Genomic DNA, 22,990 nt, shown 5'->3' on the forward strand with positions numbered 1-22,990 from the left:
AAGATTTTGTATTTTTATATTTAATCTAAAGAGATTGTACGACTTTTCTAAAAAGCCGTACTTCATGAATAACTCTTAACAGCCGTGCGCTTAGTTTTTCCATTCAAATGCTGAAAAGCTATGATCAGCCTTCAAACTATTTTCAACTGCCTGTGCAAGCTGACGAATAATGCTTTGTGTTTCGATTTTCTCAAACCAGTCTTGTTCCTCATCTGGATTGGCAGAGATTTCACACATCAAATGCCCTTCATGGTCTGTTTTCTGGCAAGTAATCGATAATGGCAAAAGATGATTATCAATACTCACTTCTACTTTTTCATGCTCATGCACAATGTGCTGTGCATCAAAGCCATAATGCCCCAATTGTTTAAACAGTAAAGCTGCTACATATTCTTGAGTGATATGGCATTCATTTGGTGGATGATCAAGCACCCCATGTTGTGGGCAACTGGCAATAAATTGTAATTTTTTCATCCTTTGTCCTAACACTTTTATCATTATCTGCGCTTAGCATAAGCAATAAACAAACAGCAGCCAAGCCTTTAGCCCGCTGCTGCCGTTGCTATTGTGTTAGCAATTATAAAATGTGTTAGGTTAAAAGTTATTGGCTAACTTCGATTGTTAAGCCTGCACGATTCGCCAACTCAGTGAAAGTTGGGAAACTTGTCGCCACAGTTTCAGTACCATGAATTGTAATCGGACCAGAATTACGAAGACCTGCCATACTAAAACTCATAGCAATACGGTGGTCATGATGTGATTCAATTTCGCCGCCAGCAAAGATTGGTGACCAATCGCCAGATTTGCCTTTACCTTCGATAATGATGCCATCTTCAGTTGGTGTGCAGTCAATGCCCATGATTTTTAAGCCATCAGCCATAACCTGAATGCGGTCAGACTCTTTCACGCGAAGTTCTGCCGCACCAGTTAATACTGTTTGCCCTTCGGCACAAGCCGCTGCAATAAATAAAGCAGGGAATTCATCGATTGCTAAAGGTACTTGATCTTCCGGCATGTGAATGCCTTTAAGCGTGCGTGAACCTTTAATATGAATATCAGCAATAGGTTCGCCACCAGCAATACGTTCATTTTCAACAGTCAGGTCAGCACCCATCTGTTTTAAAATTTCGATTACGCCAGTACGTGTAGGGTTAATACCAACCGCTTCAAGCACAACGTCTGCACCTTCAGTAATTGCAGCGCCCACCATAAAGAAAGCAGCAGATGAAATATCAGATGGAACCTGAATATCAGTACCTACTAATTTACCGCCACCCACAAGAGAGATCTTATTGCCTTCAGTTTTAACATCATAACCAAATGCACGAAGCATGCGCTCTGTGTGGTCACGAGTAGGTTCTGGTTCAGTTACCGAAGTTTCACCTTCAGCCCATAAACCAGCAAGTAAAATACCCGACTTCACTTGAGCAGATGCCATCGGTAAATCGTATTGAATGCCTTTTAATTGCTGGCTACCCGTAATGCTGACAGGTGGTGTACCTTTCTCACCTGTTGTCTGGATTTGCGCACCCATTAAACGCAATGGCTTAGCAATACGCTCCATTGGACGTTTAGAGAGCGAAGCATCACCTGTCATAACAGAATCAAACTTTTGTGCAGAAAGCATACCTGAAAGCAAACGCATGCTTGTTCCAGAGTTACCCATATACAATGCACTTGCTGGTGCTTTTAAGCCATGCATACCCACGCCATGAATGGTCACTTCACCATTTTTAGGGCCTTCAATGCTTACGCCCATATCACGGAAAGCTTGTAAAGTTGCTAAAGCATCTTCACCTTCAAGGAAGCCAGTTACATGCGTAGTGCCTTCTGCAATAGCACCAAACATAATGGAGCGATGTGACACAGATTTGTCACCCGGTACGGTAAATTTACCTTTAAAAGCCTTATTTCCCGGTAAGATACTGAATTGCTGTGTCACCTTATTTTTCTCCATTAAAGGTTTTTTGGCTAACATATGATTGAAATGCTGACGTGCTGCCTGAGCATGGCCGAGTAAACCCATTAATGCATGAGAATCTTCGTTTTCAATCAATTTTCTAAGTACGGTAAGTTGCTTCTCGAAACCATCTACAGCATTTAATATGGCTGTTTTATTGGCAAAGAAAATGTCATGCCACATTTGGGGATCACTAGCCGCAATTCGTGAGAAATCACGAAAGCCACCTGCTGCATAACGGAAAATATCAAGATTATCTTCACGGTTTGCAAGTTGCTCGACCAGATTAAATGCCATTAAGTGCGGTAAATGGCTCGTATGTGCCAAAACCTCATCATGCTTGGCAACATCCATACAAATAACTTCAGCTTTAGCAGCTGACCAAAGTTGAATCAGTTTATCAACAGCCCATTCTGCACTTGTTGGCAACGGCGTTAAAATTACTTTGTGATTTGCAAAGAGATCGACCTTACCTGCATGGACACCCGTATGTTCACTACCCGCAATAGGATGCCCCGGTACAAAACCTGCTGGTAAATCTTCACCAAATACAGCTTTTGCTGCATCAACCACATTACCTTTTGTACTTCCTACATCAGTTACAATCGTGGTTTCTGACAAATAAGGTTTAATTTGCTCGAGCACTTTTTTTGTTGCGCGTACTGGTAAGGCTAAAACAACTAAATCAGCCCCCTTCACAGCCTCTACAGGATCAGAAAATCCTTCTTGTATTAAGCCAAGTGATTTTGCATCTTCTAAAGTTTTCTGTGAGCGTGTAGAAGCCACAATAGTTGTCGCCAATTTTTCTGCAATAATAACGCGCGCCAAACTCGACCCGATGAGTCCTAAACCAATAAATGCAACTTTTTTAAATAGGGGTTGTGACATAACTTCAACTTTGCTTTTGCTCAAACTTATTTAAATCTTTGAACAATTTGTTTTTTAAGCATAATGACATGTTCTATTTGATACATGTCATTATTCCAACATGAGTGATTAAAGAACAGCAGCAGGATAAGAACCTAAAATACGAAGCTCTTTCACCATTGGACGAATATCATTGATTGCCGCAGCAACGTTCTCTTGATCGATATGACCTTCTAAATCGATAAAGAATACATATGCCCATTTTTCAGGTAATGCTGGACGAGTCTCAATACTCGTTAAGCTAATATTGTGTTTTGCAAACGGTGCTAGAATTTCTAATAAAGCACCTGCACGGTCATGTGCTGAAATTAATAACGATGTTTTGTCATTGCCACTTTGTGGAATTTTTTCACGGCCAATGACTAAGAAACGAGTGGTATTTTCAGGATTATCTTCAATATTACTATGTAAAATTTCAAGGTTATACATACCTGCTGCAATGTCAGATGCAATTGCTGCTGAGTGCCATTCGTTGCGAATACGGCGTGCAGCTTCCGCATTTGAGTTTAAAGCAACACGTTCAACACCCGGATAATGCGCATCTAACCACTGGCGGCATTGAGCCAAAGTTTGCTGGTGAGCATAAATCTGTTTAATACTGTCTTTACGCGTATTTTCAGAGACTAGGAATTGATGATGAATACGCAATTCAACTTCACCAATCACATTTAAATTCGATGTTTTAAAGCAGTCTAAAGTATGGTTCACAATACCTTCAGATGAGTTTTCAACCGGAACCACACCATAATGTGCACTACCCGCTTCTACTTCACGGAACACTTCATCAATAGTTGGTAATGGACGAACAACTGCATCTTTACCAAAATGCTTAAGTACAGCAGATTGAGTAAAAGTACCTTCTGGCCCTAAAAATGCAATGCTTTGTGGAGCTTCTAAAGCAAGGCAAGCAGACATAATTTCACGGAACAGACGCGCCATGGTGACATCAGATAAAGGCCCCTGATTGCGCTCCATAACTTTACGTAAAACTTGTGCTTCACGTTCAGGACGATAAAACAAAGGATTCTCTTCAGAAGCAAATTTAGCTTTCGCAACAGCTTCAGCAAGGCTTGCGCGGCGATTTAATAATTCTTGAATCTGTTGATCTACGCTATCAATATCTTCGCGAATTTGTTCTAAACTAAGAGAAGTCGTTTTGTTTTGATCATCGTTGATCATTGGAATGCAGCCTCAGCAAAATCATCTTTTAAACGAGAGTATAACAATAGTCGGCTTTGATTTGTTAGGCAATATCGGTGTATTGGCTTTTTTCGTTAATCGCTCTCGAACCTGTCTATAAGATTACTTTATTTGATAATGATTTTCATTTATTATTTTACTTACCCTATTTCTTATCGGTATTTTTAAAACTCTACTCAGCAATAGATGACAAATCTGTATCCTCTCTTCTCATAAGCACTTATGTTTGCTTCATATCAAAACCTAGAAAGCTATAAATCTTTAATTGATGAGTAGAAGCACAAGACTACTGAATAAAAAATTACTCAACTTTTAAAATAATTATTTCGTTTATTTTAAAAGTTGAACTCGTCTTAATGCTTTGATTAGCTATACTGCCTAAAGATGTTATAAGAACAGTAAAATAGAATGAATAAAATTATTGTTTTAGGCTTACTGGGTATTACAAGTTTTAGTTTAACGGCTTGTGGCGGTTGTCCAATAATCGCAGGATGCAATGGTACTGATAATTCCCCGTATTATATGACCACTATCAACAATCAAGTTCGTGGCATTCCAATCCCACCCCAAACCAAACTGACCTATCAGTCGCAACATTTCAGACAGAAATTTGAGCAATCACATGCTTTAAAAGAGAAAAATTTATCAGGCATTACTTTACCAACAGATACTGCAATCATTTGGGGTGGCATGCCAGTAGACATGTTTATACAGTTTTCTAATCCCGAAATGAAAGGCTTCTCGGTCTATCCTGCACAAGGATTTAAAACAGAATTATCAAATGAGTTTTTACGTTTATGGAAAAGCTGTGAAAGTGATTTAAACATTAACTTAAAGAATCCAAATGACTGGTCATTTAATCCTGAAAATATGAAAATAACGGGTTGTGGTGTCGTCTTTCAAGAACGTAGTGAATACACCGAAGATTCATTTCATCAAGATGAAGCCGATGAATTTTTAAGAAAGATCAATCATGCATTACAGCAATTACCGAAACAACAAGACTATCCTGTCATTCATCGAACTAACAAATAGGTAATATAAAAAAGCCTACTCAAAGGTAGGCTTTTTTTGAAACTATTTAATTAGGCTTTGCCAATTAATCCACGCGCTACGATTTCTTTCATAATTTCATTTGTACCACCGTAAATACGCTGAATACGAGCATCTACAAAGAAACGTGAAATCGGATATTCAGTCATATAGCCATAACCGCCAAAAAGTTGCAGCAAGTTGTCAGCCACTTTCATTTGCATATCTGTACTGAAGCTTTTAAGCGCCGCTGCAGTTTCAACATCAAGTTTACCTTCTTGATATAGAGCAACGTTTCTCTCATAAAAAGCAGCTGTAGCAAGCTCATCAATTTTTGCTTGTGCCAGAACAAAACGCGTATTTTGGAACTGTGAAATAGGTTGCCCAAATGCATGACGCTCTTTTACATAAGCAGTTGCCAAATCAATTGCACCACGAATAGCGCCAATTGCGGTAGATGCAATAGCGGTACGCTCACGTGGTAACTCTTGCATTAAATAAGCAAAACCTTGTCCAGCTTGACCGAGTAACTGGTTTTTAGGAACCTTAACATTGTCAAAAAATAGCTCAGAAGTATCTTGAGAATGCAGACCGATTTTGTCTAGGTTGGTACCTTTCTTAAAGCCTTCCAGATGAGTATCTGCCAATAATAACGACACCCCTTTCGCACGCGCTTGAGGATCAGTTTTTACTGCAAGCACCACAAGGTCAGCATGTTGCCCATTTGAAATAAATGTTTTAGAACCATTTAGCAAATAATGGTCATCTTGCAAAATGGCACTGGTACGCATTGATTGTAAGTCTGAACCAGCACCCGGTTCCGTCATACCAATTGCCCCAACCACTTCACCAGTTACCATTTTCGGCAACCAGTATTGCTTTTGCTCTTCTGTCCCAATATGTAAAATATAAGGTGCAGCAATTTCAGAGTGACAAGAAATAGCCGTTGATAATGCACAAAAACCGGCTCGAGCAGACTCTTCAACTAACATTAATGAATAGTAAGTTGGAACGCCATAACCACCGTATTCTTCTGGAACATCTACACATAAAAAGCCATTTTCGCCCAGTTGATTCCACACTGAACGCGGCATAATTCCTTCACGTTCCCATTGGTCGTAATGTGGAGCAATATGCTCATTCATAAAACGTTTAAAATTATCACGGAATAATTCTAAATCTGCATCATATGCCAACATAATATTTTCCTTCGGCTTTATTGTTTTATCGAATCTCATTGCTGTGCATGCTAATCATTTTTTTAGTTACTGTCATGGCATAGCTGCTCATTTAAACTGTACTTTTCAGTCAGCCAATAAAAAAGGAAGCTTAGCCTCCTTTTTTATTACGATAAATGATTAGTGAGATGCCTCAGCAATTACACTTTTTTGCTCAAGCATTTTTCTATCTACTTCATCTGGATTATTCAGTGCATCATTTAGTTTATCTTTATCTAATGCACCGACCCATTTCGCAACCACAATCGTTGCTAGAGAGTTACCAACTAAGTTCGTTAAAGCACGTGCTTCTGACATGAAACGGTCAATACCTAAAATCAATGCCAAACCTGCAACTGGAATATGACCAACAGCAGATAAAGTTGCCGCCATAACAATAAAGCCAGAGCCCGTTACACCTGCCGCACCTTTAGATGAAATTAAAAGTACCAAAAGCAAAGTAATTTGATGTTGGATATCAAGCTGCGTATTTGTTGCCTGAGCAATAAAGATTGCAGCCATCGTCAAATAAATTGAAGTACCATCAAGGTTAAATGAATAACCTGTTGGGATGACTAAACCAACTACAGACTTTTCACAACCTGCGATTTCAAGCTTACGTAGCATACGTGGCAAGACCGACTCAGAAGAAGATGTACCGAGTACAATTAAGAGTTCTTCACGAATCAAACGCACCATCTTAAGAATGCTAAATCCACTTAAACGGCTGATCGTTCCTAATACCAAGAAAATAAATAATAAACAGGTAATGTAGAAACAGAGGATGAGCTGACCTAGCTGTACCAGTGAACCCACACCATATTTACCAATGGTAAACGCCATTGCCCCGAATGCACCTAGTGGAGCAAGCTTCATGATCATATTTACAATGTTAAAGAACACATGTGCAATTTGATCAATTAACTTTAATACTGGACGTCCTGCATCACCTAACTTATGCAGTGCAAAACCAAATAGAATTGCAAAAAGAAGGACCTGTAAGATTTCACCATTTGCAAATGCACCCACCACTGTATCTGGGATGATATGCATTAAGAAATCAACGGTAGATTGTGACTCACCAGAAGTGACGTATTTTTGGATACCTGAAGTGTCCAGAGTCGCAGGATCAATATTCATTCCTACGCCTGGCTTTGCAATGTTAATCACCACAAGGCCAATCAGAAGTGCGATTGTTGAAACGATCTCGAAGTATAACAACGCAACACCGCCAGTTTTACCAACTGACTTCATACTTTCCATACCAGCAATACCACTGACCACTGTACAGAAAATAACAGGTGCGATGATCATTTTAATCAAACGAATAAAAGCATCACCTAATGGCTTGAGTTGCTCACCTAAACCTGGAATATGATGTTCGACACCATTAACAATTTGCATTGTACTTGGAGAGAAATGCCCTACCAAAACACCCGCAATAATCGCAATAATCACCTGAAAATAAAGTGATTTATAAATCGGTTTTTTAGCCATAACTTTACTTCAATCTATATTTCCAAGTCCGTTGGAAATATCAAAATGAAACGTCTATTCTTTACGAATACACAGCCCTAACCTTTCACATGAACACCGCAAAAGGGAAACGGTTTTTTAATAACAAAAAACCTTCCTACTACCTCAACGAAAACAAAAAAGCTGTTTTCTAAAACAGGAGAATACCTGAAGTTTCCAACCACTTTGAGTAGCCAGAAATAACCTCTTACTTTTTCAATAAAAAGCTGAAGATATAGGAGAATCACAGAAAATTATGATATGAGTGCTCAAAAAAGCACATGAAAGTTTACTCGAATTAAATCACGATTCGGTTAAATTTTTGGCTAATACGCACAAAAAATACTCATGCAGCCTTAAGACTTTAGTATGAGAAACACTTTTGATATTTTTTCAGCAGATTTTTATGTCATATTGATAAGTCCTTGTAGACATTTCATTTTGAGCTGCCTACCCCTTATTTTTTACTGTTTTGAATTGACATGAATACTAAACGTAATATCTATAAAGATGCTGAACATCCCTTTGCACAATATGTCCGTATTTTAGGTAAGGGGAAAACCGGATCTCGATCACTGAATTATGAAGAAGCTTATCAAGCTTTTACCATGATTTTAAAAGGCGAAGTTCTTGATGTTCAGTTGGGTGCTTTTTTAATGCTACTACGTGTTAAGGAAGAGTCTATTGATGAGCTTGCGGGCTTTGTACAAGCCACCAAAGACCAACTTAATTTTCAACCTTTAGACGTTAACCTAGACTGGTCATCTTATGCAGGCAAGCGTAAACATTATCCTTGGTTTTTATTGGCTGCCCTGACACTTGCTCATCATGGCTATAAAATCGTTATGCACGGCGCTTCTGGCCATACAATTAACCGAGTCTATAGCGAACAAGTTTTAGAATATTTAGATTATAAAATTTGCCATTCTGAACAAGAAGTCCGTACACAATTGGCCGAACAGAATTTTGCTTACTTACCTTTAGAAGTAATTTCACCTGTTTTAAGTGATTTAATTTCTTTAAGAAATGTCATGGGTTTACGCTCTCCTATTCATACTTTAGCCCGTCTCATTAACCCATTTAACGCGAAAGCAACCTTACAAGCGATATTCCATCCGGCTTATAGAACCTCTCATCAGCATAGTGCGCTTCGCTTAGGCTATCAAAATAGTGCAGTCATTAAAGGTGAAGGCGGTGAATTTGAGCGAAACCCCGATGCTAAAACACTGATTTGCGGTATTAAAAATGGTGAACTCTATGAACATGAGTTGCCAAAGCTTACACCTGAACGTAGCCCAATTGAAGAAGAGTTAGACTTGGCAACATTTAAAGCTGTCTGGCTTGGTCAGCAGCATCATGAATATGGTGAAATGGCAGTAACAGAAACCATGGGTATTGCGTTATATACCATGGGTGTAGTCAATAGCTATGATGAAGCAATGGATAAAGCCAAAGCGTTGTGGAATAGTCGTTTCTAAAATACGAATAACCAAGGTTATATCAGATAACCTTGGTTTTAAGGCTCAACATAATAAAAGTCTGGCCAAAATGGATATTCCTGACCTGAAGAATGAATATTTCTTAGTTTCAAATGATCACCTATTTTGATTGTAATCTTATTAGAAGCGTAGGGACCTGAAAGATAAGCATCTCGTTGTTGACCAATAAGTGTCTTACAATATAAATGATGCGCTTTGATCTTTTGGGAGCTTCGTATTGTTTGCGACCCCAGCACCTGAATCCCAATCAATAACATGGGATAACCGTCATTCTTTATACTTGTATATTTAGCTTGAGGGGAAGTGTATTTCTGACTCGCAATAACCTTCACATTGAGTAAACATTCAATAGGCTGTTTGGCCAATGCAGCACCACTAAACAATATGAGAAATAATAGTACGTAAACAGGTTTTAAACGTTTCATATGTTTCTTTATTATATGTTGATAAACATAAAAAAAGCCCAGTAATCACTGAGCTTCCTAAATTAAACAAAACGAATCGGTTTAAACTCAGGTTCTTGCTTGTGATGATCATCATCACACTCTTCACCCTCTTCTTTCGTTCCGCGGTCAATATAACCACTACGCTGCTCTTCCGGTAAGTTCTTTAACTCCCAAGCAATCACAGCTTGCATACATGTTTCGCGCTGTTCTTTCGTTAAAACAACACCATTTGGCCATTTACCAATTTCTACTGCTGTTTTTAAACGCTCTACAATTTCAGGGTTTAAAACAGATAGCATTTGTTCAATATTCATGATTCATCTCTTTGAAAAGATTCAAAATCTTGGTTCCAACCCAGTTTGGTACGACAAGCCATATAGAAATCATAACCTGGTGGGTGTAATAAACTTAATTTAAATGGGTGTTTACGGATGTGCAAACTGTCGCCAACATTGAGCGATACGCTATGTTGTCCGTCTGCACTCACCATCGGTAACACTCGATTTTCGCGAATAACAATTTTAATTTCACTTTGCCCACCGACTACGATTGGGCGTGAAGATAATGTATGGGGGTGCATAGGGACTAATGCAATCGCATCCATACTCGGATGTAAAATTGGACCACCACCCGACAATGCATAAGCAGTTGATCCTGTCGGTGTCGACACAATTAAACCATCACTATGCTGACGGTAAACATATTGACCATCAATATTGAGTTCAAAGTCGATCATATGTACCGACTTACCTGAGTGTAGTACGACATCATTTAAAGCAATTGCGTCATAAATGACTTCGCCATTGGTACGTACTTCCATTTCAAGCAAGAAACGGCGATCAAGTTGGAAATGACCTTGTAATACCTGATCAAGTTTAAAAATAGCTTCCGCAGGCTTAATATCGGTTAAAAATCCTAAACGCCCACGGTTAATACCAATGACAGGTGTATTGTAGCGAACTAAAGCTCTAGCTGCATGAAGTAAAGAACCATCTCCACCGACTACAATCACCAGATCAGCAACTTCACCTAATAAGTGACGACTAACAACTTGTGCATGATCATAGGGCACTAATTCGGCAGTTTCCTGATCAAAAATGGGGTTTAGGCCTAAACTTAGCAAATGGTCATGAATTAAACATAGTGTTTCTACAACTGATGATTTATCCGGTCGACCAATTAACCCGACGTTTCTGAAGGACTTATGTGAAATTTGCACGAATGAGTAAGCTCCGCTGCGATTCTACGCTATCATAACATTAACCTGATTAATTTAAAAAAACATAACAACAAGATGCTGTAAAATTCAATCTAAGTTTTCCATTTATTCACAGTTTTATCATTGCAAATTGATGACAAGCTATCGCATCATTAACGTATTGTTTAGGGTTTTATCTCATTTATATGAAGTTTGAACGTGGTATCGGTTTCTTCGCACTAATTTTTTCCATATTGGTGATTGGTGCTTTTATTGCTCTTAGTATCTATCTGATTCGTTTAGATAATATTATCCGTGAAAAATTTGAAGGACAGCGCTGGGACATTCCTGCCAAAGTGTTCGCTCGGCCTTTGGAAATTTATAATAATGCACCTATTACTCAAGCAAATTTTACCCAAGAATTAAAATTATTAGGTTACAAAACTTCAAGTAATTATGACAAGTCTGGAACCTTTGTTGCTCAAGGTAGCAACATGTATGTACATACTCGCGGTTTCGACTATGGTGATAGTGTAGAACCTGAACAAGTTTTAGAACTTAGCTTTGCAAACGACCAAATTGCGGAGGTACGCAGTACCAAACCTTCTTCGACAGGTGTGGCTCGTTTAGAACCTATGCTCATTGGGGGGATTTATCCTCAGCATAATGAAGACCGCGTTCTAATCAAACTCAATAATGTTCCTAAACCACTTATTGAAGCTTTAATTTCTACAGAAGACCGTAATTTCTACCACCATCACGGTATTTCAATTCGTGGTACGGCCCGTGCTTTGGTGAGTAATGTAACTGGAGGACGTCGCCAAGGTGGTTCAACCCTGACACAACAGTTAGTTAAGAATTTTTATTTAACACCTGAACGCACATTAAAACGTAAAGTGAATGAAGCCCTAATGGCTTTACTCATTGAATTGCATTACAGCAAAGATGAAATTTTAGAAGCTTATTTAAATGAAGTAAATTTAGGCCAAAACGGTAACTATTCAATCAATGGTTATGGCTTGGCTTCACAGTTTTATTTTGGTTTACCACTTCGTGAACTGAATGTCGCGCAACAAGCTTATTTAGTCGGTTTGGTTCAAGGTCCATCTTTATATAACCCTTGGAAAAATCCTGAAGGAGCAAAAAATCGTCGTGATACAGTTTTAAATAACATGCGTGTTATGGGTTATTTAACTCAAGCAGAATATGAAACTGAAATTGCACGTCCTTTAAATGTGCTAAGCAAACCAAGCTTAGGTCCTGCAAAATTCCCTGACTTCTTAGATATTGTGCGTCGTCAGTTACGTACCGAATATCAAGAAAGTGATTTAACCAATCAAGGATTACGTATTTTTACGACCTTGGACCCTATTGCTCAAACTCAAGTTCAAGATGCATTTAAAGCTTCTGTAGAACGTCTGACTCAAAGCAACCCTGCCCGCTTGAAAAACTTGCAAGGTGCTGTACTGATTGCACATCCTGAAAATGGTGAGTTAATTGCAGCCGTTGGCTCAACTCAAGACTTTACTGGCTTTAACCGTGCCTTAGATGCAAAACGTCAAGTCGGCTCTTTATTGAAGCCAGTGATTTATTTAAGTGCAATTGAGTCTGGCCGTTATAACTGGGCAAGTAAAATTGAAGACGCACCAATCAGTATTCCTGTAGACGGCGGTAAAAGTTGGACACCGAAAAACTATAGTGGCGGTGGTCATGGCATTGTAAGTTTAAGTGAAGCCTTAGCAAACTCTTATAACCTTTCTGCTGTTCGTATAGGTCAAGAATTTGGGTTATCTACATTTACCAACAACTTAAGAAAATTTGGCGTTGAATCACCAATTCCCGCCTACCCTTCTATTTTCCTTGGTGCAGTTAATATGTCACCAATGGAAGTACTCGGTATTTATGAAAACTTCGCTACAGGTGGTTTCAAATATCCAACCCGTGCGATTCGTTCTGTAGTAGATGCAAATGGCCGTTTACTTGATCGTTATGGTTTAAACGTACAACAAACCATTGACCCTTCGGTTGGCTATATCATGAACTACGGCCTTCAACAGGTCATGTCTTCAGGTACGGGCCGCGCAGCGTACAACAGCTTACCTCCTGCTTTAAAACTGGCTGGTAAATCAGGTACGACTAACGATACACGTGACTCATGGTTTGCCGGTTATTCGGGTAACCATGTCGCTGTAGTATGGTTAGGTCTAGATGACAACAAAGTTACTGGCTTAACAGGTTCATCTGGTGCATTACCGGTATGGATTAATGTGATGAAACAATTACGTCAAACACCGGTAAATTTACGTCAGCCAGACACTGTACAGTGGCAATGGATTGACCATGCAACAGGTGATTTATCGGCACAGGCGTGTGCTGGTGCGATGTATATCCCTATGCTGACACATACAGTGCCACATCGTGCTACGCCATGTGGAGCACCGTATTATCAAGTTGATCCAACATACGCACCACAAAGTGATAACACAGCACCAGCTTCTCAACCGGATAATAGCGATAGCTATATTCGTGAGAGTGAAAATCAGATGGAACAAGATCTGTCGAATAACTCACATGTGATTTCTAGTGGTAGTTATAACAACTAAGCGTTGACAGGAAACAGGGTATGTTAAAGAAAGGTGTTTTTTATATTGGTGCTGTACTTATGGTCGGCTGTACAACTTTACCGGATCATTCAGCTCCAAAAGAGAAAACACCGCCTGTTACCGAGAAAAAGAATACTGAGACGCCGTCTGGTGTAAAAATTACACCTTATGATCATCCAGATATTCAACGTAAAAGTTTACAAGTGATTGTTCCTCAGCAGAAAAAGTCCCAACGCTTTAATGATGATGGAAGCCAATTACCTGCTTTTAAAACGTTAATGCAAAAAACTGAGCAAGCTTACAAAAACCAGCAATGGTCGGAGGCTGAGCGCTATGCCCTTCAAGCGCAGCGTTTAGCACCACAGGCGGCTGAGACTTATTTATTTCTTGCACTCACGGCAAATCATAAACAGCAATATGCTAATGCTGAGTCTCTTGCTAGACGTGGTTTAAGCTTTGCTCAGAGCCAAGCAATGAAAAAACAGCTTTGGCTAACCATTTTAAAAGCTGGGCAACAGCGGAATAACCCAAAAACTGTTCAGGAAGCACAGCAAGCATTAAAAGCGCTCTAGCTTTTAATACTTTTATGTCTTATTAAAAATTACGAATACCTGCCAAGCCATACGCACCATGTTGCTGTGCTGTAGCTAAATCATCAGGACTCATGCCTCCCAAAGCAAATACGGGAATCTGGCATTTCTCAATCAAGTCAGTTAAACGATCCCATCCTAATGCGCTAGCGTCTGGATGGGTTTCTGTTACTTTGACAGGACTTACAAAAACAGCATCACAGCCAATTTGCTGAGCATGCTGTAAAGAAACTGCATCGTGACAAGCAGCAATAAAACGTACTCCCACCTCTAAGTCGCCTTTATGCAAACTCATTAATTGAGACTGCTTAAGATGAACCGTTTTTATATGACTTTTTAACTCAGGTTTTAGCTTGTGCCAAACATCGATATTCACGATTAATTTTGAAAGCTGATCTGTATCTAAAAGAGCTAATTTTTCTAGATCTGCCTGATCAAAACTCTCTTTTTCATTACGCCAATACACTAAAGTGTCATCATTTTCGGCTGGAGTCAGCGTGGGACTAATTTTAATAAAATGCGGCCAATACAATCTTTTAATAATGTCTTTATTGGCTTTCGGGAAGTTTAATTGAAGTAACTGTTCACGTGTGTACCATGTCCAAGGCTGATGAATAAGATTTAATAATTCATCAGGCACATAGCTATGAAACAAATGAAGGTTGACGATAATGTCATCATATTCATGGTGAATATAATCAAATTGATGCCAATCTTTTAAACCAATACCGACTTCTTCATAAATTTCACGGCGGCAAGCTTCTTCTGGTGTTTCACCCTGCTCAACCTTTCCTCCAGGAAACTCATGCTTTCCACCTTGATGCTGCTGTTCTCCACGCCATCCAATTAATATTTTTCCGCGATGAATTAAGATGGCTATTGCGACATCGACGATCGGTTTAGGCATTGTTCTACTCACTCAAATTTTTCTCAAGTGTAAGCAAATTTTATCAATTTATAAATTCTTTAAAATCTCATTGACAGATCTATTCGATAATGATTATCATTTAAATCGTTCAAGAATATACCACGGAGCACAACAAATGAACGCACCTTTTAGCTTATTTACTCGTAACACTGACTCAGCTCATGCCTTACCAATGCTACATTCTAACAACCTATTTGCATTAGGTCGTGAAATTCGAATTATGCATGCTGGCGAGGAATACCGCTTACGCCTTACTCGCAATAACCGTCTCATTTTAACTAAATAAGAACGATCCTCGCGTTTCAATAATATTCGTGGGAAAACAAAAAATGGATAGCATGGGCAACCATGCTATTTTTGTATTTCATAATTAAAAGGCAATGTCACTTCAACTTTTAAACCACCTTGGCTTGCATGCATAAATTGTAGTTCCCCACCATGGAGTTGAATAATTTTTTTAGTAATTGAGAGCCCTAGTCCTGACCCTTGCTGCTGCGTACCTAATACCCGAAAAAAACGCTGTCCTAGACGTCTTAAAACTTCATCATCTACCCCATTTCCAGCGTCTTCTATAGAAATTTTCAGTTGTTGCTGGGACTGACTAAGTTCAACATGAATAAATCCTAAAGTAGGACTATAGCGAATCGCGTTATCAAATAGATTTCGAAAAGCAATAAAGAGTAACTCTTCATTCGCAAATACTTTAGTTTCATTTGACAAAATATTTGTCTCAATCACCATTTGTTTGGCTTGTGCATCAATATTTACAGTTTCAACTACTCGAGCCAATACATGGTTTAAATCAATGACACTCTTAAAGAGTTCCGGTTGCTCTGTTTCATTAGGCTCCAAACGTGCCAGAAGGAGTAAATTTTCAAGAATTTTTGTACTTCTTGAAACGTCTTCTTGGATGCGTTCAAAGTCTTGGTCAAGCTCTGGAACATGCTGATATTTGCGTTGTAAAACCTGAAGGCGCATTTGTATGGCAGATAACGGAGAACGTAACTCATGCGAAGCATCTGCGGTAAAGCGCTGTTCAGCAACAAGTGCTCTTTGAAGTCTTGCAAGTAACTGGTTTAAAGCATCTATAACAGGTTGGATTTCTGTAATGACATCTGGGTCTTGAATAGGCTCTAAATTTGATGCAGTTTTTTGAGCAATACGTTTAGAGAGTAGATTGAGAGCTGCCAATTGTTGTTCGGTACGCCAACTTACAATCACCCATTGTAATAACCAGAACAAAACCATAAGACCGCTATATCCAGCAAGAGCTTTAAGTACCTCTTCTACACGAGTACTCATGGGCTGAAAGACTTCAACTTGCAACTCTGAATCTTTTTGTTGTGTGGCCAGACTACGCCATAACTGACCATCAAACCAAAAGTATGAAAAACCTTTTGATAAATTGCCTTGTTCAAAAAGTTCGTGTTGATAGGTATGAGAATGAGTAAGCAATTGACCAGAGTTTAATAATTCATATTGAATATCAAATTCATCACTGAGCTCGTCAAACTGTTTCATAGAATGTTTAGAGAGATCAGAAACCAGCAAGGTATCTGAAATTTCATCCATGATTTCATCTTGCACTGACATGTTGTGATAAATCGAAAATATGGTGAGTAAACTTAATGCCAATAACCCCACCACCACACTACTCCACATCGTGGTTTTAACCAGTTGGGATTGCAAAGAGGAACGATTCGATTTCATTTTAAATCTCCCATACGGTAGCCTAGTCCCCGTATGGTTTTAATACTGCTACTTCCGATTTTTTTTCGAAGTTGATAAATAAAAACTTCTATCGCATTACTTTCAATCTCGTCACCCCATGCATAGAGCGCTTCTTCTAACTGATCACGCGTAATAATATGTTCAGGATGAACCATCAGCTTGCGTAAGATTTGGAACTCTTTTGCTGTTAAATCGATCGAATTGCCAGCAAATAATACAACTTTCGCTTGAGTATCGAGGTGTAAATCTCCCCATGTTAAAACCGATTGCTGGCTCAAAGTTTGTTTGCGTAATTGAGCTCGAATACGGGCAGATAACTCTTCTAAGCTAAAAGGTTTAACCAAGTAGTCATTTGCACCTAAATCTAGCCCCTCTACTCGGTCTTGAATGCTGTCACGCGCTGTAATAAAAATGACAGGTACATTTTTTTGTTTATAACGGATTGTGGTTAGAACTTTTTCACCCTCGAGTTGTGGTAGGCCTCGATCAAGTAAAATACAGTCATAGTCATGCTGCTCAATGGCAGTCAGGGCATAATCGCCTCTTTCAACCCAATCGACTTGATAACCGTCTAATTCTAACCAAGATTGAATACTTTCCGCTTGAGAGCGATCATCTTCTGCAAGCAAAATTCTCATCTATTTTTCCTATTATATTCTGACCTGATCTTGCCAAGCCTTTATTAAAAAAGCAAAGCCGCATCATTTGTGCGGCTATAAATCGTATAAGTAAAATCCAATGTTAGAACTGGACTTGTTCTACATCAATTTCTACACGTTTTAACGGTTTCAGGTCTATATCGACTTCACCCACTAGACCAATATTAGTCGTTGGGGAAATAGGATGACCTTGCCAAAGTTCATCATCTACATCAATGGTAATAGTGCCCGTTTTATCACGGAACTGATATTTTTCATCCCCTAAAGATTTCACCACTTGTCCATGCAGTTTTACAGGCGTATTGTCTTTTGCTGTTAAAGCTTGCTTAACAGTCGTTACGGTTGCTGGAGTAATTGCTGCATGGTTCAAAGGTATATTTGCCATAACCATGCCAGCAGTTGCCAAACCAGCAGTCATCAAGATCACTTTAAATATTTTCATAAAATCACCTATTTGATTACATCTTGGAATGGCATAAGTACAACAAGCATAGATGAGGTGAATCTTAAGAAAAATTTAATTTAAGGGTACAACGCGTAGTACCTCTTCTAAAGTGGTAAGCCCTTCTATGACTTTATGCGCTCCAGCAATTCTCAAAGGCTCTACACTTTCTTTTTTAGTTTGGCTTCTTAATTCATTTAATGTCGCATGACTACCAATCAGATGCTTAAGCTCAAGACTAACAGGCATAAACTCATAAATACCCACTCGCCCCTTATAACCAGTATGTCGGCATTGTTCACACCCTACGGCTTGATAAACTTTTTCGGGCATTTCCATAATGTAGTCAAATGTTAGGTGTTGCCATTCATCTTCATTAATATGAGTTTGTTGCTTGCAGTGCGGACAAAGCTGTCGCACCAAACGCTGTGCCAATACACCTAAAATAGTTGCTGCTGTTAAAAAGGGTTGTACGCCTAAATCGTGTAAACGAGTCAAACTAGACGGTGCATCATTGGTATGTAAAGTTGACAGTACCAAATGACCTGTGAGTGCAGCTTGAATAGCCATATTTGCAGTGTCTTGGTCACGAATTTCCCCAATCATAATAATGTCGGGGTCTTGACGCATTAAAGCACGCACACCATCAGCAAAACCCAGATCAATTGCATTATTGACCTGCATTTGGTTAAAACTAGGTTCTAGCATTTCAATCGGGTCTTCAATGGTACAGACATTGACTTGATCAGTTGCAAGTTGCTTTAAAGAAGAATATAGCGTTGTCGTTTTACCCGAACCTGTTGGCCCAGTAACCAAAATAATGCCGTGACTATTTTGTGTTATGCGTTGCCATTGTTGAAGCAATGACTGATCAAAACCCAGTTGCTGAAAAGAGCGTACCAATACATCTGGATCGAAAATACGCATCACCAGTTTTTCACCAAACGCTGTTGGTAAGGTCGATAAACGGAGTTCAGTTTCTTGCCCTTTAGGTGTGCGTGTTTTTAAGCGACCATCTTGCGGTTTACGCTTTTCCGCTACATTTAGCCGCCCTAAAATTTTAATTCGGGATATCACGGCGGTTAGTGTATTTGATGGCATGTTATAAATAGTGTGTAAAACGCCATCAATACGGAACCGAACTTTACCATTGTCTTTTCGTGGTTCCATGTGAATGTCACTGGCACTTTGTTCAAACGCAAACTGTAAAATCCAGTCAACCAATTTTACAATGTGTTGATCATTGGCATCAGGGTTTTGGCTATCACCAAGTTGTAAAAGCGCTTCTACCCCTTTGTTATCACGGTCATGCGCAGCATCTTTCTGAGCTGAGTTTACTGCCCGGCTAACCTGATAATACTCTCGTAAATAACGTTGCAACTGTTCGGGATTAAGCAGTACCCGTTCAATTTTTTTCGGTGCCAAACTTCGTTCCAAATTGTTTAACCAATCTATTTTAAAAGGCTGGTCGGTACCAATCACAATTCGGTCCGCATGGACTTCTACAGCTAAAATGTGGTTTCGAATCGCAAACTCTTGTGACATGACTTGAGTTAAAGCGCTGACATCAGCCTTTAAAGGATCGATCACAAATAAAGGTAATTGTGCTCGATCGGCAAACCATTGGCACAGACGGTTTAAACTTAAATGCGCTTGTACGTGGTGTTGGTCTTTTAAATTAAAATGTGCAATCCACTGTAATGGATGCCATTTCAGTTGATCTTTTTGTCTATTTGTCGTTTGTACTAGTAATTTGTCACGCTCAGTAATACGACCTTCTTGTAATAATTGTTCTAGACACCAATGTGCGTCTATTTCTACATGTGCATTCATGTGTTATCCCCAATATATTTTTATAATATAGCAGAGATGTTTTAGATTTAACTGGTATGAAAATTTCCAAATTCAGCTTTTAAATACCTTTTAACTTCAATTAATTAAACCAATTCTCAACTTATTATTGTTTTGTGGCATAGATCATATTTATAAAGATATTTATTATGATAGTTTGATTAAAAAAGAGACTAGGCTCAATACAATAAAAAGCATACACTGAATATGAATACATGATTTAAATATGATTAACACCTGTATATAACAATAAACCAATGAGGAAGTATCATGAATCTTCCAATGACAATGTCATTACAAACTGCATCTTTTGAAGAATTTATCACTATCATTGCTGCTGCATTGGGCTGCGGTTTATTAATTGGTCTGGAACGTGAAAGAAGCAAGCTCAAACATGAATATAAAACCTTTGCAGGTTTTCGTTCTTTTGCAATTAGCTCCCTACTTGGTGCAATCTGCTTTTTATTTGGTACTGAAATTGGAATTGTAGGCGCTCTACTTATTGGCGCGATCAGCATTGTCTCCCTTAAAAATCAGCCGAATGACCCAGGCGTGACTACCGAACTCGCATTTATTATGACTTACTTTATAGGGGCGCTTTGTATTTGGAATATCTCGTTAGCTGCGGGACTCGCCGTCATCATGACGATTATTTTATTAGCAAAACAATCTATGCATGGTATTGCCAGTCAATGGATTACCGAATCGGAATTACGTGACGGGATTTTTTTACTTGCCCTACTTTTAATTGCCTTACCCTTAGTCCCCAATAAACCTTTTTGGGGGCCAGTTTTAAACCCACATGTCATTTTAAAATTACTGACTTTAATTTTATTTGTGCAAGCGCTCGCACATATTGCAAAACGGCTTTTGTCATCGAAAAATGCTTTATTACTCTCTTCCTTAGCCTCTGGTTTCGTTTCAAGTACAGCCACTATCGCAAGTCTAGGTTTAGAAGTCCGTTCTGGTCGTGCCAATGCAAAAACAAATGCAGGTGCAGCATTGATGTCGTGCGTTTCCACACTCATTCAGACTTTAATTATTGTAGTTGGAATTAGCCTAGCATGGTTCAAATTCATTATATTTCCTACACTCATTGCATTGGCTTTTTTAGCAGTATGGGCTTTTATTTTATTACATAAGGCAGGACCAAGTACGAGTTCACCCGAGCTAGATTCCAGAATGTTCAGCTTAAAAGAAGCTGTCATTATTGCAGGAACACTTACGCTCATTCAGGCAGGCGTTTATGGTCTAAGTCTATATTTAGGAGATGCTGGTTTAATTGCAGGGACTCTACTCGCTTCTTTGTTTGAAATACATGCAGCAATTGCAGCAGTGATTGTACAAGGAGAACCGAATAACGCTAATACCTCGCTACTCATTGCTTTTATGGGCGGCTTTGCTGTGCATGCAATTGCTAAGAGCATTAACTCAGCTATTTCAGGTGGAATACACTACGCCCTTGCTTTTGTTCCCGCCCAACTGATTCACATGACAATATTGATTAGCCTGCTATGGATGAACATACATTGGTTTTAAATCTTACTTTTAAACACACGAAGTATCTTCCACCATATCCACAACTGTAATTACATTATCATTCACTTTAAAATGAATATCAAAACTCGAAAATTTCATTTTATATACTCGTTCAGGGTCTTCTTGATAGGCAGGTCTAGGGTCTAAAGCCAGTACTTGTTCTAATTCATCAAGATATTGCGTATTAATTTTTTTATTCTTTAAAAGATATTGCTGGGTAGTGAGTGCACTTTCCGACCATATGACCGACTTTCGTTCTGGTTCAGCTTGTGCATAGCCACTTTGAGCATCAACAATGGCATCTGAATATTGAATATAAGGTTTAATATCTAAAATTGGGGTGCCATTTAGTAAATCACTGCCAGTAACATACACTCTTAATGACTTACCGACTTTTTCAACCTTTTTTAAACGTACTACAGATAAACCCACAGGCGCTGGACGATACATGCTGCGTGTTGCAAACACACCAATTTTTTCATTACCACCTAATCGTGGTGGGCGAACCTGAGGCCGAAACTTAGTTGCAGTCTCCTGATTTTTATTGTCATGAAACTGCCAGATGAGCCAGAGATGGGTAAATTGTTCAATTCCTTCAAAAGCCAATAAGTCATTATAAGGTTCTACCATTTCAATATAAGACTCGATATTGACCAAATTAGGTTGGCGTGGAATACCAAATTTTTCTCGAAAAGGTGAGCACATGTGCCCGACTATTGGAAGGGTGACAGAATTCATCATCACTTTTTCTTATAAACACAATTAAATATATTCAGTTTATCGGGAATGAAATTATATTAGAATAGCTATCTGTTTTCTTTTAATCGTGATCGAGACCTTTAATGGCTGCTTTTAACGTTGAACGCATTACTCATGTGCACCACTGGAATGACACCCTTTTCAGTTTTAAAACTACACGCGACACTAGCTTACGTTTTAAAAATGGTCAGTTCGTAATGATCGGACTTGAAGTGAATGGCAAACCGTTAATGCGTGCATATTCGATTGCAAGTGCGAACTACGAAGAAGAGTTAGAGTTCTTCTCAATTAAAGTACAAGACGGTCCTTTAACTTCGATTTTGCAAAAAGTACAAGTTGGTGACGAAATTTTAGTTTCTAAAAAACCGACAGGTACATTGGTTCATGATGACCTTTTACCAGGTAAAAACTTATACCTTTTATCTTCTGGTACTGGTCTTGCGCCATTCTTATCAATTATTCGTGACCCAGAAACTTACGAACGCTTTGAAAAAGTAATCGTTGTTCATGGTACACGCTATATTTCTGAATTAGCGTATCAAGACCTAATCTTAAACGAATTACCAAACCATGAATTCTTTGAAGAATTAGGTATTAAAGACAAACTTGTTTACTACCCTACTGTTACTCGTGAGCCTTTCCACACTCAAGGCCGTGTAACAACTGCAATTGAAACTGGTGCTTTATTTGAAAAAATTGGTTTGCCACGTTTCAACCGTGAAACTGACCGTGCAATGCTTTGCGGTAGCCCTGCATTCTTAAAAGATGTTGCTGCATTACTTGACCAACATGGTTTAGTTGAATCACCTCGTATGGGTGAAATGGGTGACTACGTGATTGAGCGTGCGTTCGTAGAAAAATAAGATTTTTCTAAATAAAAAACCGAGGTAAAGT

Annotated in this window: 21 protein-coding genes; 7 read left to right on the forward strand and 14 right to left on the reverse strand. The window is 38.9% G+C overall.

The annotated features are described in order from the left end of the window. Window positions 1-90: 90 nt before the first annotated feature. The 3 genes from ACH63V_RS04675 to pheA form a co-directional block, all read right to left on the reverse strand. Window positions 91-474, reverse strand: coding sequence for a hypothetical protein (locus ACH63V_RS04675; protein WP_005068294.1), 384 nt, complete (start codon window positions 472-474; stop codon window positions 91-93). Window positions 475-601: 127 nt separating this feature from the next. Next, window positions 602-2,848, reverse strand: a complete 2,247-nt coding sequence (locus ACH63V_RS04680; protein WP_396462880.1) for a bifunctional prephenate dehydrogenase/3-phosphoshikimate 1-carboxyvinyltransferase — start codon at window positions 2,846-2,848, stop codon at window positions 602-604. A 108-nt stretch (window positions 2,849-2,956) separates the two neighbouring features. Further along, window positions 2,957-4,066, reverse strand: coding sequence for a prephenate dehydratase (pheA, locus tag ACH63V_RS04685; protein WP_002049199.1), 1,110 nt, complete (start codon window positions 4,064-4,066; stop codon window positions 2,957-2,959). A 429-nt stretch (window positions 4,067-4,495) separates the two neighbouring features. On the opposite strand from pheA, the gene ACH63V_RS04690 reads away from it, so the two are divergent. Next, a complete protein-coding gene (locus tag ACH63V_RS04690) occupies window positions 4,496-5,122 on the forward strand; it encodes a hypothetical protein (protein ID WP_396462881.1) in 627 nt (208 codons plus the stop codon). Between the two features lie 50 nt (window positions 5,123-5,172). Here ACH63V_RS04690 and ACH63V_RS04695 read toward each other — a convergent pair whose 3' ends face one another. Further along, window positions 5,173-6,318: an acyl-CoA dehydrogenase family protein gene (locus ACH63V_RS04695; protein WP_017386519.1), complete on the reverse strand. Its 1,146-nt coding sequence runs from the start codon at window positions 6,316-6,318 to the stop codon at window positions 5,173-5,175. A 159-nt stretch (window positions 6,319-6,477) separates the two neighbouring features. Then, complete coding sequence (locus tag ACH63V_RS04700; protein WP_396462882.1) at window positions 6,478-7,833, reverse strand: dicarboxylate/amino acid:cation symporter; 1,356 nt, start codon at window positions 7,831-7,833, stop codon at window positions 6,478-6,480. Between the two features lie 500 nt (window positions 7,834-8,333). On the opposite strand from ACH63V_RS04700, the gene ACH63V_RS04705 reads away from it, so the two are divergent. Beyond that, entirely contained in the window at window positions 8,334-9,329 is a 996-nt protein-coding gene (locus tag ACH63V_RS04705) for a glycosyl transferase family protein (RefSeq protein ID WP_396462883.1), read from the forward strand. 38 nt (window positions 9,330-9,367) lie between these two features. On the opposite strand, the gene ACH63V_RS04710 is transcribed toward ACH63V_RS04705, so the two are convergent. The 3 genes from ACH63V_RS04710 to ACH63V_RS04720 all read right to left on the reverse strand — a co-directional run bounded on the left by ACH63V_RS04710 (window position 9,368) and on the right by ACH63V_RS04720 (window position 11,015). After that, a complete protein-coding gene (locus ACH63V_RS04710; RefSeq protein ID WP_396462884.1) occupies window positions 9,368-9,775 on the reverse strand; it encodes a hypothetical protein in 408 nt (135 codons plus the stop codon). Window positions 9,776-9,837: 62 nt separating this feature from the next. Then, window positions 9,838-10,110 carry a YeaC family protein gene (locus tag ACH63V_RS04715; RefSeq protein ID WP_396462885.1) on the reverse strand — a complete coding sequence of 91 codons (273 nt, stop codon included), beginning with the start codon at window positions 10,108-10,110 and terminating at the stop codon, window positions 9,838-9,840. After that, window positions 10,107-11,015, reverse strand: coding sequence for an NAD(+) kinase (locus tag ACH63V_RS04720; protein ID WP_002049094.1), 909 nt, complete (start codon window positions 11,013-11,015; stop codon window positions 10,107-10,109). The genes ACH63V_RS04715 and ACH63V_RS04720 overlap by 4 nt, the downstream gene beginning before the upstream one ends. A 185-nt stretch (window positions 11,016-11,200) precedes the next feature. On the opposite strand from ACH63V_RS04720, the gene mrcB reads away from it, so the two are divergent. Together mrcB and ACH63V_RS04730 are read left to right on the forward strand one after the other, a co-directional pair. Then, the gene (gene mrcB / locus ACH63V_RS04725; protein ID WP_396462886.1) at window positions 11,201-13,597 is read left to right on the forward strand and encodes a penicillin-binding protein 1B; all 2,397 of its coding nucleotides are present in this window, start codon (window positions 11,201-11,203) and stop codon (window positions 13,595-13,597) included. Between the two features lie 20 nt (window positions 13,598-13,617). Then, a complete protein-coding gene (locus tag ACH63V_RS04730; RefSeq protein WP_311086901.1) occupies window positions 13,618-14,169 on the forward strand; it encodes a tetratricopeptide repeat protein in 552 nt (183 codons plus the stop codon). 22 nt (window positions 14,170-14,191) lie between these two features. Here the strand turns inward: ACH63V_RS04730 and ACH63V_RS04735 are convergent, their stop codons facing one another. Next, window positions 14,192-15,094, reverse strand: a complete 903-nt coding sequence (locus ACH63V_RS04735; protein ID WP_263614168.1) for an NUDIX domain-containing protein — start codon at window positions 15,092-15,094, stop codon at window positions 14,192-14,194. 136 nt (window positions 15,095-15,230) lie between these two features. On the opposite strand from ACH63V_RS04735, the gene hemP reads away from it, so the two are divergent. Then, the gene (gene hemP, locus ACH63V_RS04740) at window positions 15,231-15,401 is read left to right on the forward strand and encodes a hemin uptake protein HemP (RefSeq protein WP_000993415.1); all 171 of its coding nucleotides are present in this window, start codon (window positions 15,231-15,233) and stop codon (window positions 15,399-15,401) included. A 65-nt stretch (window positions 15,402-15,466) separates the two neighbouring features. Here hemP and ACH63V_RS04745 read toward each other — a convergent pair whose 3' ends face one another. The 4 genes from ACH63V_RS04745 to ACH63V_RS04760 all read right to left on the reverse strand — a co-directional run bounded on the left by ACH63V_RS04745 (window position 15,467) and on the right by ACH63V_RS04760 (window position 19,780). Next, window positions 15,467-16,825 carry a sensor histidine kinase gene (locus ACH63V_RS04745; protein ID WP_396462887.1) on the reverse strand — a complete coding sequence of 453 codons (1,359 nt, stop codon included), beginning with the start codon at window positions 16,823-16,825 and terminating at the stop codon, window positions 15,467-15,469. Continuing rightward, on the reverse strand, window positions 16,822-17,484 hold the full coding sequence (locus tag ACH63V_RS04750; protein ID WP_396462888.1) for a response regulator transcription factor: 663 nt from the start codon (window positions 17,482-17,484) through the stop codon (window positions 16,822-16,824). The genes ACH63V_RS04745 and ACH63V_RS04750 overlap by 4 nt, the downstream gene beginning before the upstream one ends. A gap of 103 nt (window positions 17,485-17,587) precedes the next feature. Next, the gene (locus tag ACH63V_RS04755; RefSeq protein WP_263614171.1) at window positions 17,588-17,947 is read right to left on the reverse strand and encodes a NirD/YgiW/YdeI family stress tolerance protein; all 360 of its coding nucleotides are present in this window, start codon (window positions 17,945-17,947) and stop codon (window positions 17,588-17,590) included. 75 nt (window positions 17,948-18,022) lie between these two features. Beyond that, on the reverse strand, window positions 18,023-19,780 hold the full coding sequence (locus ACH63V_RS04760) for a GspE/PulE family protein (protein ID WP_019457134.1): 1,758 nt from the start codon (window positions 19,778-19,780) through the stop codon (window positions 18,023-18,025). A gap of 288 nt (window positions 19,781-20,068) precedes the next feature. Between ACH63V_RS04760 and ACH63V_RS04765 the strand changes: the two genes are divergently transcribed. After that, window positions 20,069-21,337 (forward strand): MgtC/SapB family protein, encoded by a 1,269-nt coding sequence (locus ACH63V_RS04765; RefSeq protein WP_396462889.1) that lies wholly within the window; start codon window positions 20,069-20,071, stop codon window positions 21,335-21,337. A 9-nt stretch (window positions 21,338-21,346) separates the two neighbouring features. Here the strand turns inward: ACH63V_RS04765 and tsaA are convergent, their stop codons facing one another. Beyond that, window positions 21,347-22,075, reverse strand: coding sequence for a tRNA (N6-threonylcarbamoyladenosine(37)-N6)-methyltransferase TrmO (tsaA, locus tag ACH63V_RS04770; RefSeq protein WP_396462907.1), 729 nt, complete (start codon window positions 22,073-22,075; stop codon window positions 21,347-21,349). A gap of 104 nt (window positions 22,076-22,179) precedes the next feature. On the opposite strand from tsaA, the gene ACH63V_RS04775 reads away from it, so the two are divergent. Further along, window positions 22,180-22,959, forward strand: a complete 780-nt coding sequence (locus tag ACH63V_RS04775) for a ferredoxin--NADP reductase (RefSeq protein WP_002118187.1) — start codon at window positions 22,180-22,182, stop codon at window positions 22,957-22,959. The last annotated feature ends 31 nt before the right edge of the window (window positions 22,960-22,990 follow it).

This window comes from Acinetobacter sp. ABJ-A23_2, assembly GCF_044538765.1.
Taxonomy (GTDB): domain Bacteria; phylum Pseudomonadota; class Gammaproteobacteria; order Pseudomonadales; family Moraxellaceae; genus Acinetobacter; species Acinetobacter nosocomialis_A.

Bases quoted from the DNA above. Each gene is read 5' to 3' on its own strand.
- ACH63V_RS04715 (WP_396462885.1), bottom strand. From the start codon at position 10,110: ATGAATATTGAACAAATGCTATCTGTTTTAAACCCTGAAATTGTAGAG.
- ACH63V_RS04775 (WP_002118187.1), top strand. From the start codon at position 22,180: ATGGCTGCTTTTAACGTTGAACGCATTACTCATGTGCACCACTGGAAT.
- ACH63V_RS04690 (WP_396462881.1), top strand. From the start codon at position 4,496: ATGAATAAAATTATTGTTTTAGGCTTACTGGGTATTACAAGTTTTAGT.
- ACH63V_RS04705 (WP_396462883.1), top strand. From the start codon at position 8,334: ATGAATACTAAACGTAATATCTATAAAGATGCTGAACATCCCTTTGCA.
- ACH63V_RS04735 (WP_263614168.1), bottom strand. From the start codon at position 15,094: ATGCCTAAACCGATCGTCGATGTCGCAATAGCCATCTTAATTCATCGC.
- ACH63V_RS04755 (WP_263614171.1), bottom strand. From the start codon at position 17,947: ATGAAAATATTTAAAGTGATCTTGATGACTGCTGGTTTGGCAACTGCT.
- ACH63V_RS04765 (WP_396462889.1), top strand. From the start codon at position 20,069: ATGAATCTTCCAATGACAATGTCATTACAAACTGCATCTTTTGAAGAA.
- ACH63V_RS04695 (WP_017386519.1), bottom strand. From the start codon at position 6,318: ATGTTGGCATATGATGCAGATTTAGAATTATTCCGTGATAATTTTAAA.
- ACH63V_RS04710 (WP_396462884.1), bottom strand. From the start codon at position 9,775: ATGAAACGTTTAAAACCTGTTTACGTACTATTATTTCTCATATTGTTT.
- hemP (WP_000993415.1), top strand. From the start codon at position 15,231: ATGAACGCACCTTTTAGCTTATTTACTCGTAACACTGACTCAGCTCAT.
- ACH63V_RS04730 (WP_311086901.1), top strand. From the start codon at position 13,618: ATGTTAAAGAAAGGTGTTTTTTATATTGGTGCTGTACTTATGGTCGGC.
- pheA (WP_002049199.1), bottom strand. From the start codon at position 4,066: ATGATCAACGATGATCAAAACAAAACGACTTCTCTTAGTTTAGAACAA.
- ACH63V_RS04700 (WP_396462882.1), bottom strand. From the start codon at position 7,833: ATGGCTAAAAAACCGATTTATAAATCACTTTATTTTCAGGTGATTATT.
- ACH63V_RS04745 (WP_396462887.1), bottom strand. From the start codon at position 16,825: ATGAAATCGAATCGTTCCTCTTTGCAATCCCAACTGGTTAAAACCACG.
- tsaA (WP_396462907.1), bottom strand. From the start codon at position 22,075: ATGAATTCTGTCACCCTTCCAATAGTCGGGCACATGTGCTCACCTTTT.
- ACH63V_RS04675 (WP_005068294.1), bottom strand. From the start codon at position 474: ATGAAAAAATTACAATTTATTGCCAGTTGCCCACAACATGGGGTGCTT.
- ACH63V_RS04680 (WP_396462880.1), bottom strand. From the start codon at position 2,848: ATGTCACAACCCCTATTTAAAAAAGTTGCATTTATTGGTTTAGGACTC.
- ACH63V_RS04760 (WP_019457134.1), bottom strand. From the start codon at position 19,780: ATGAATGCACATGTAGAAATAGACGCACATTGGTGTCTAGAACAATTA.
- ACH63V_RS04750 (WP_396462888.1), bottom strand. From the start codon at position 17,484: ATGAGAATTTTGCTTGCAGAAGATGATCGCTCTCAAGCGGAAAGTATT.
- mrcB (WP_396462886.1), top strand. From the start codon at position 11,201: ATGAAGTTTGAACGTGGTATCGGTTTCTTCGCACTAATTTTTTCCATA.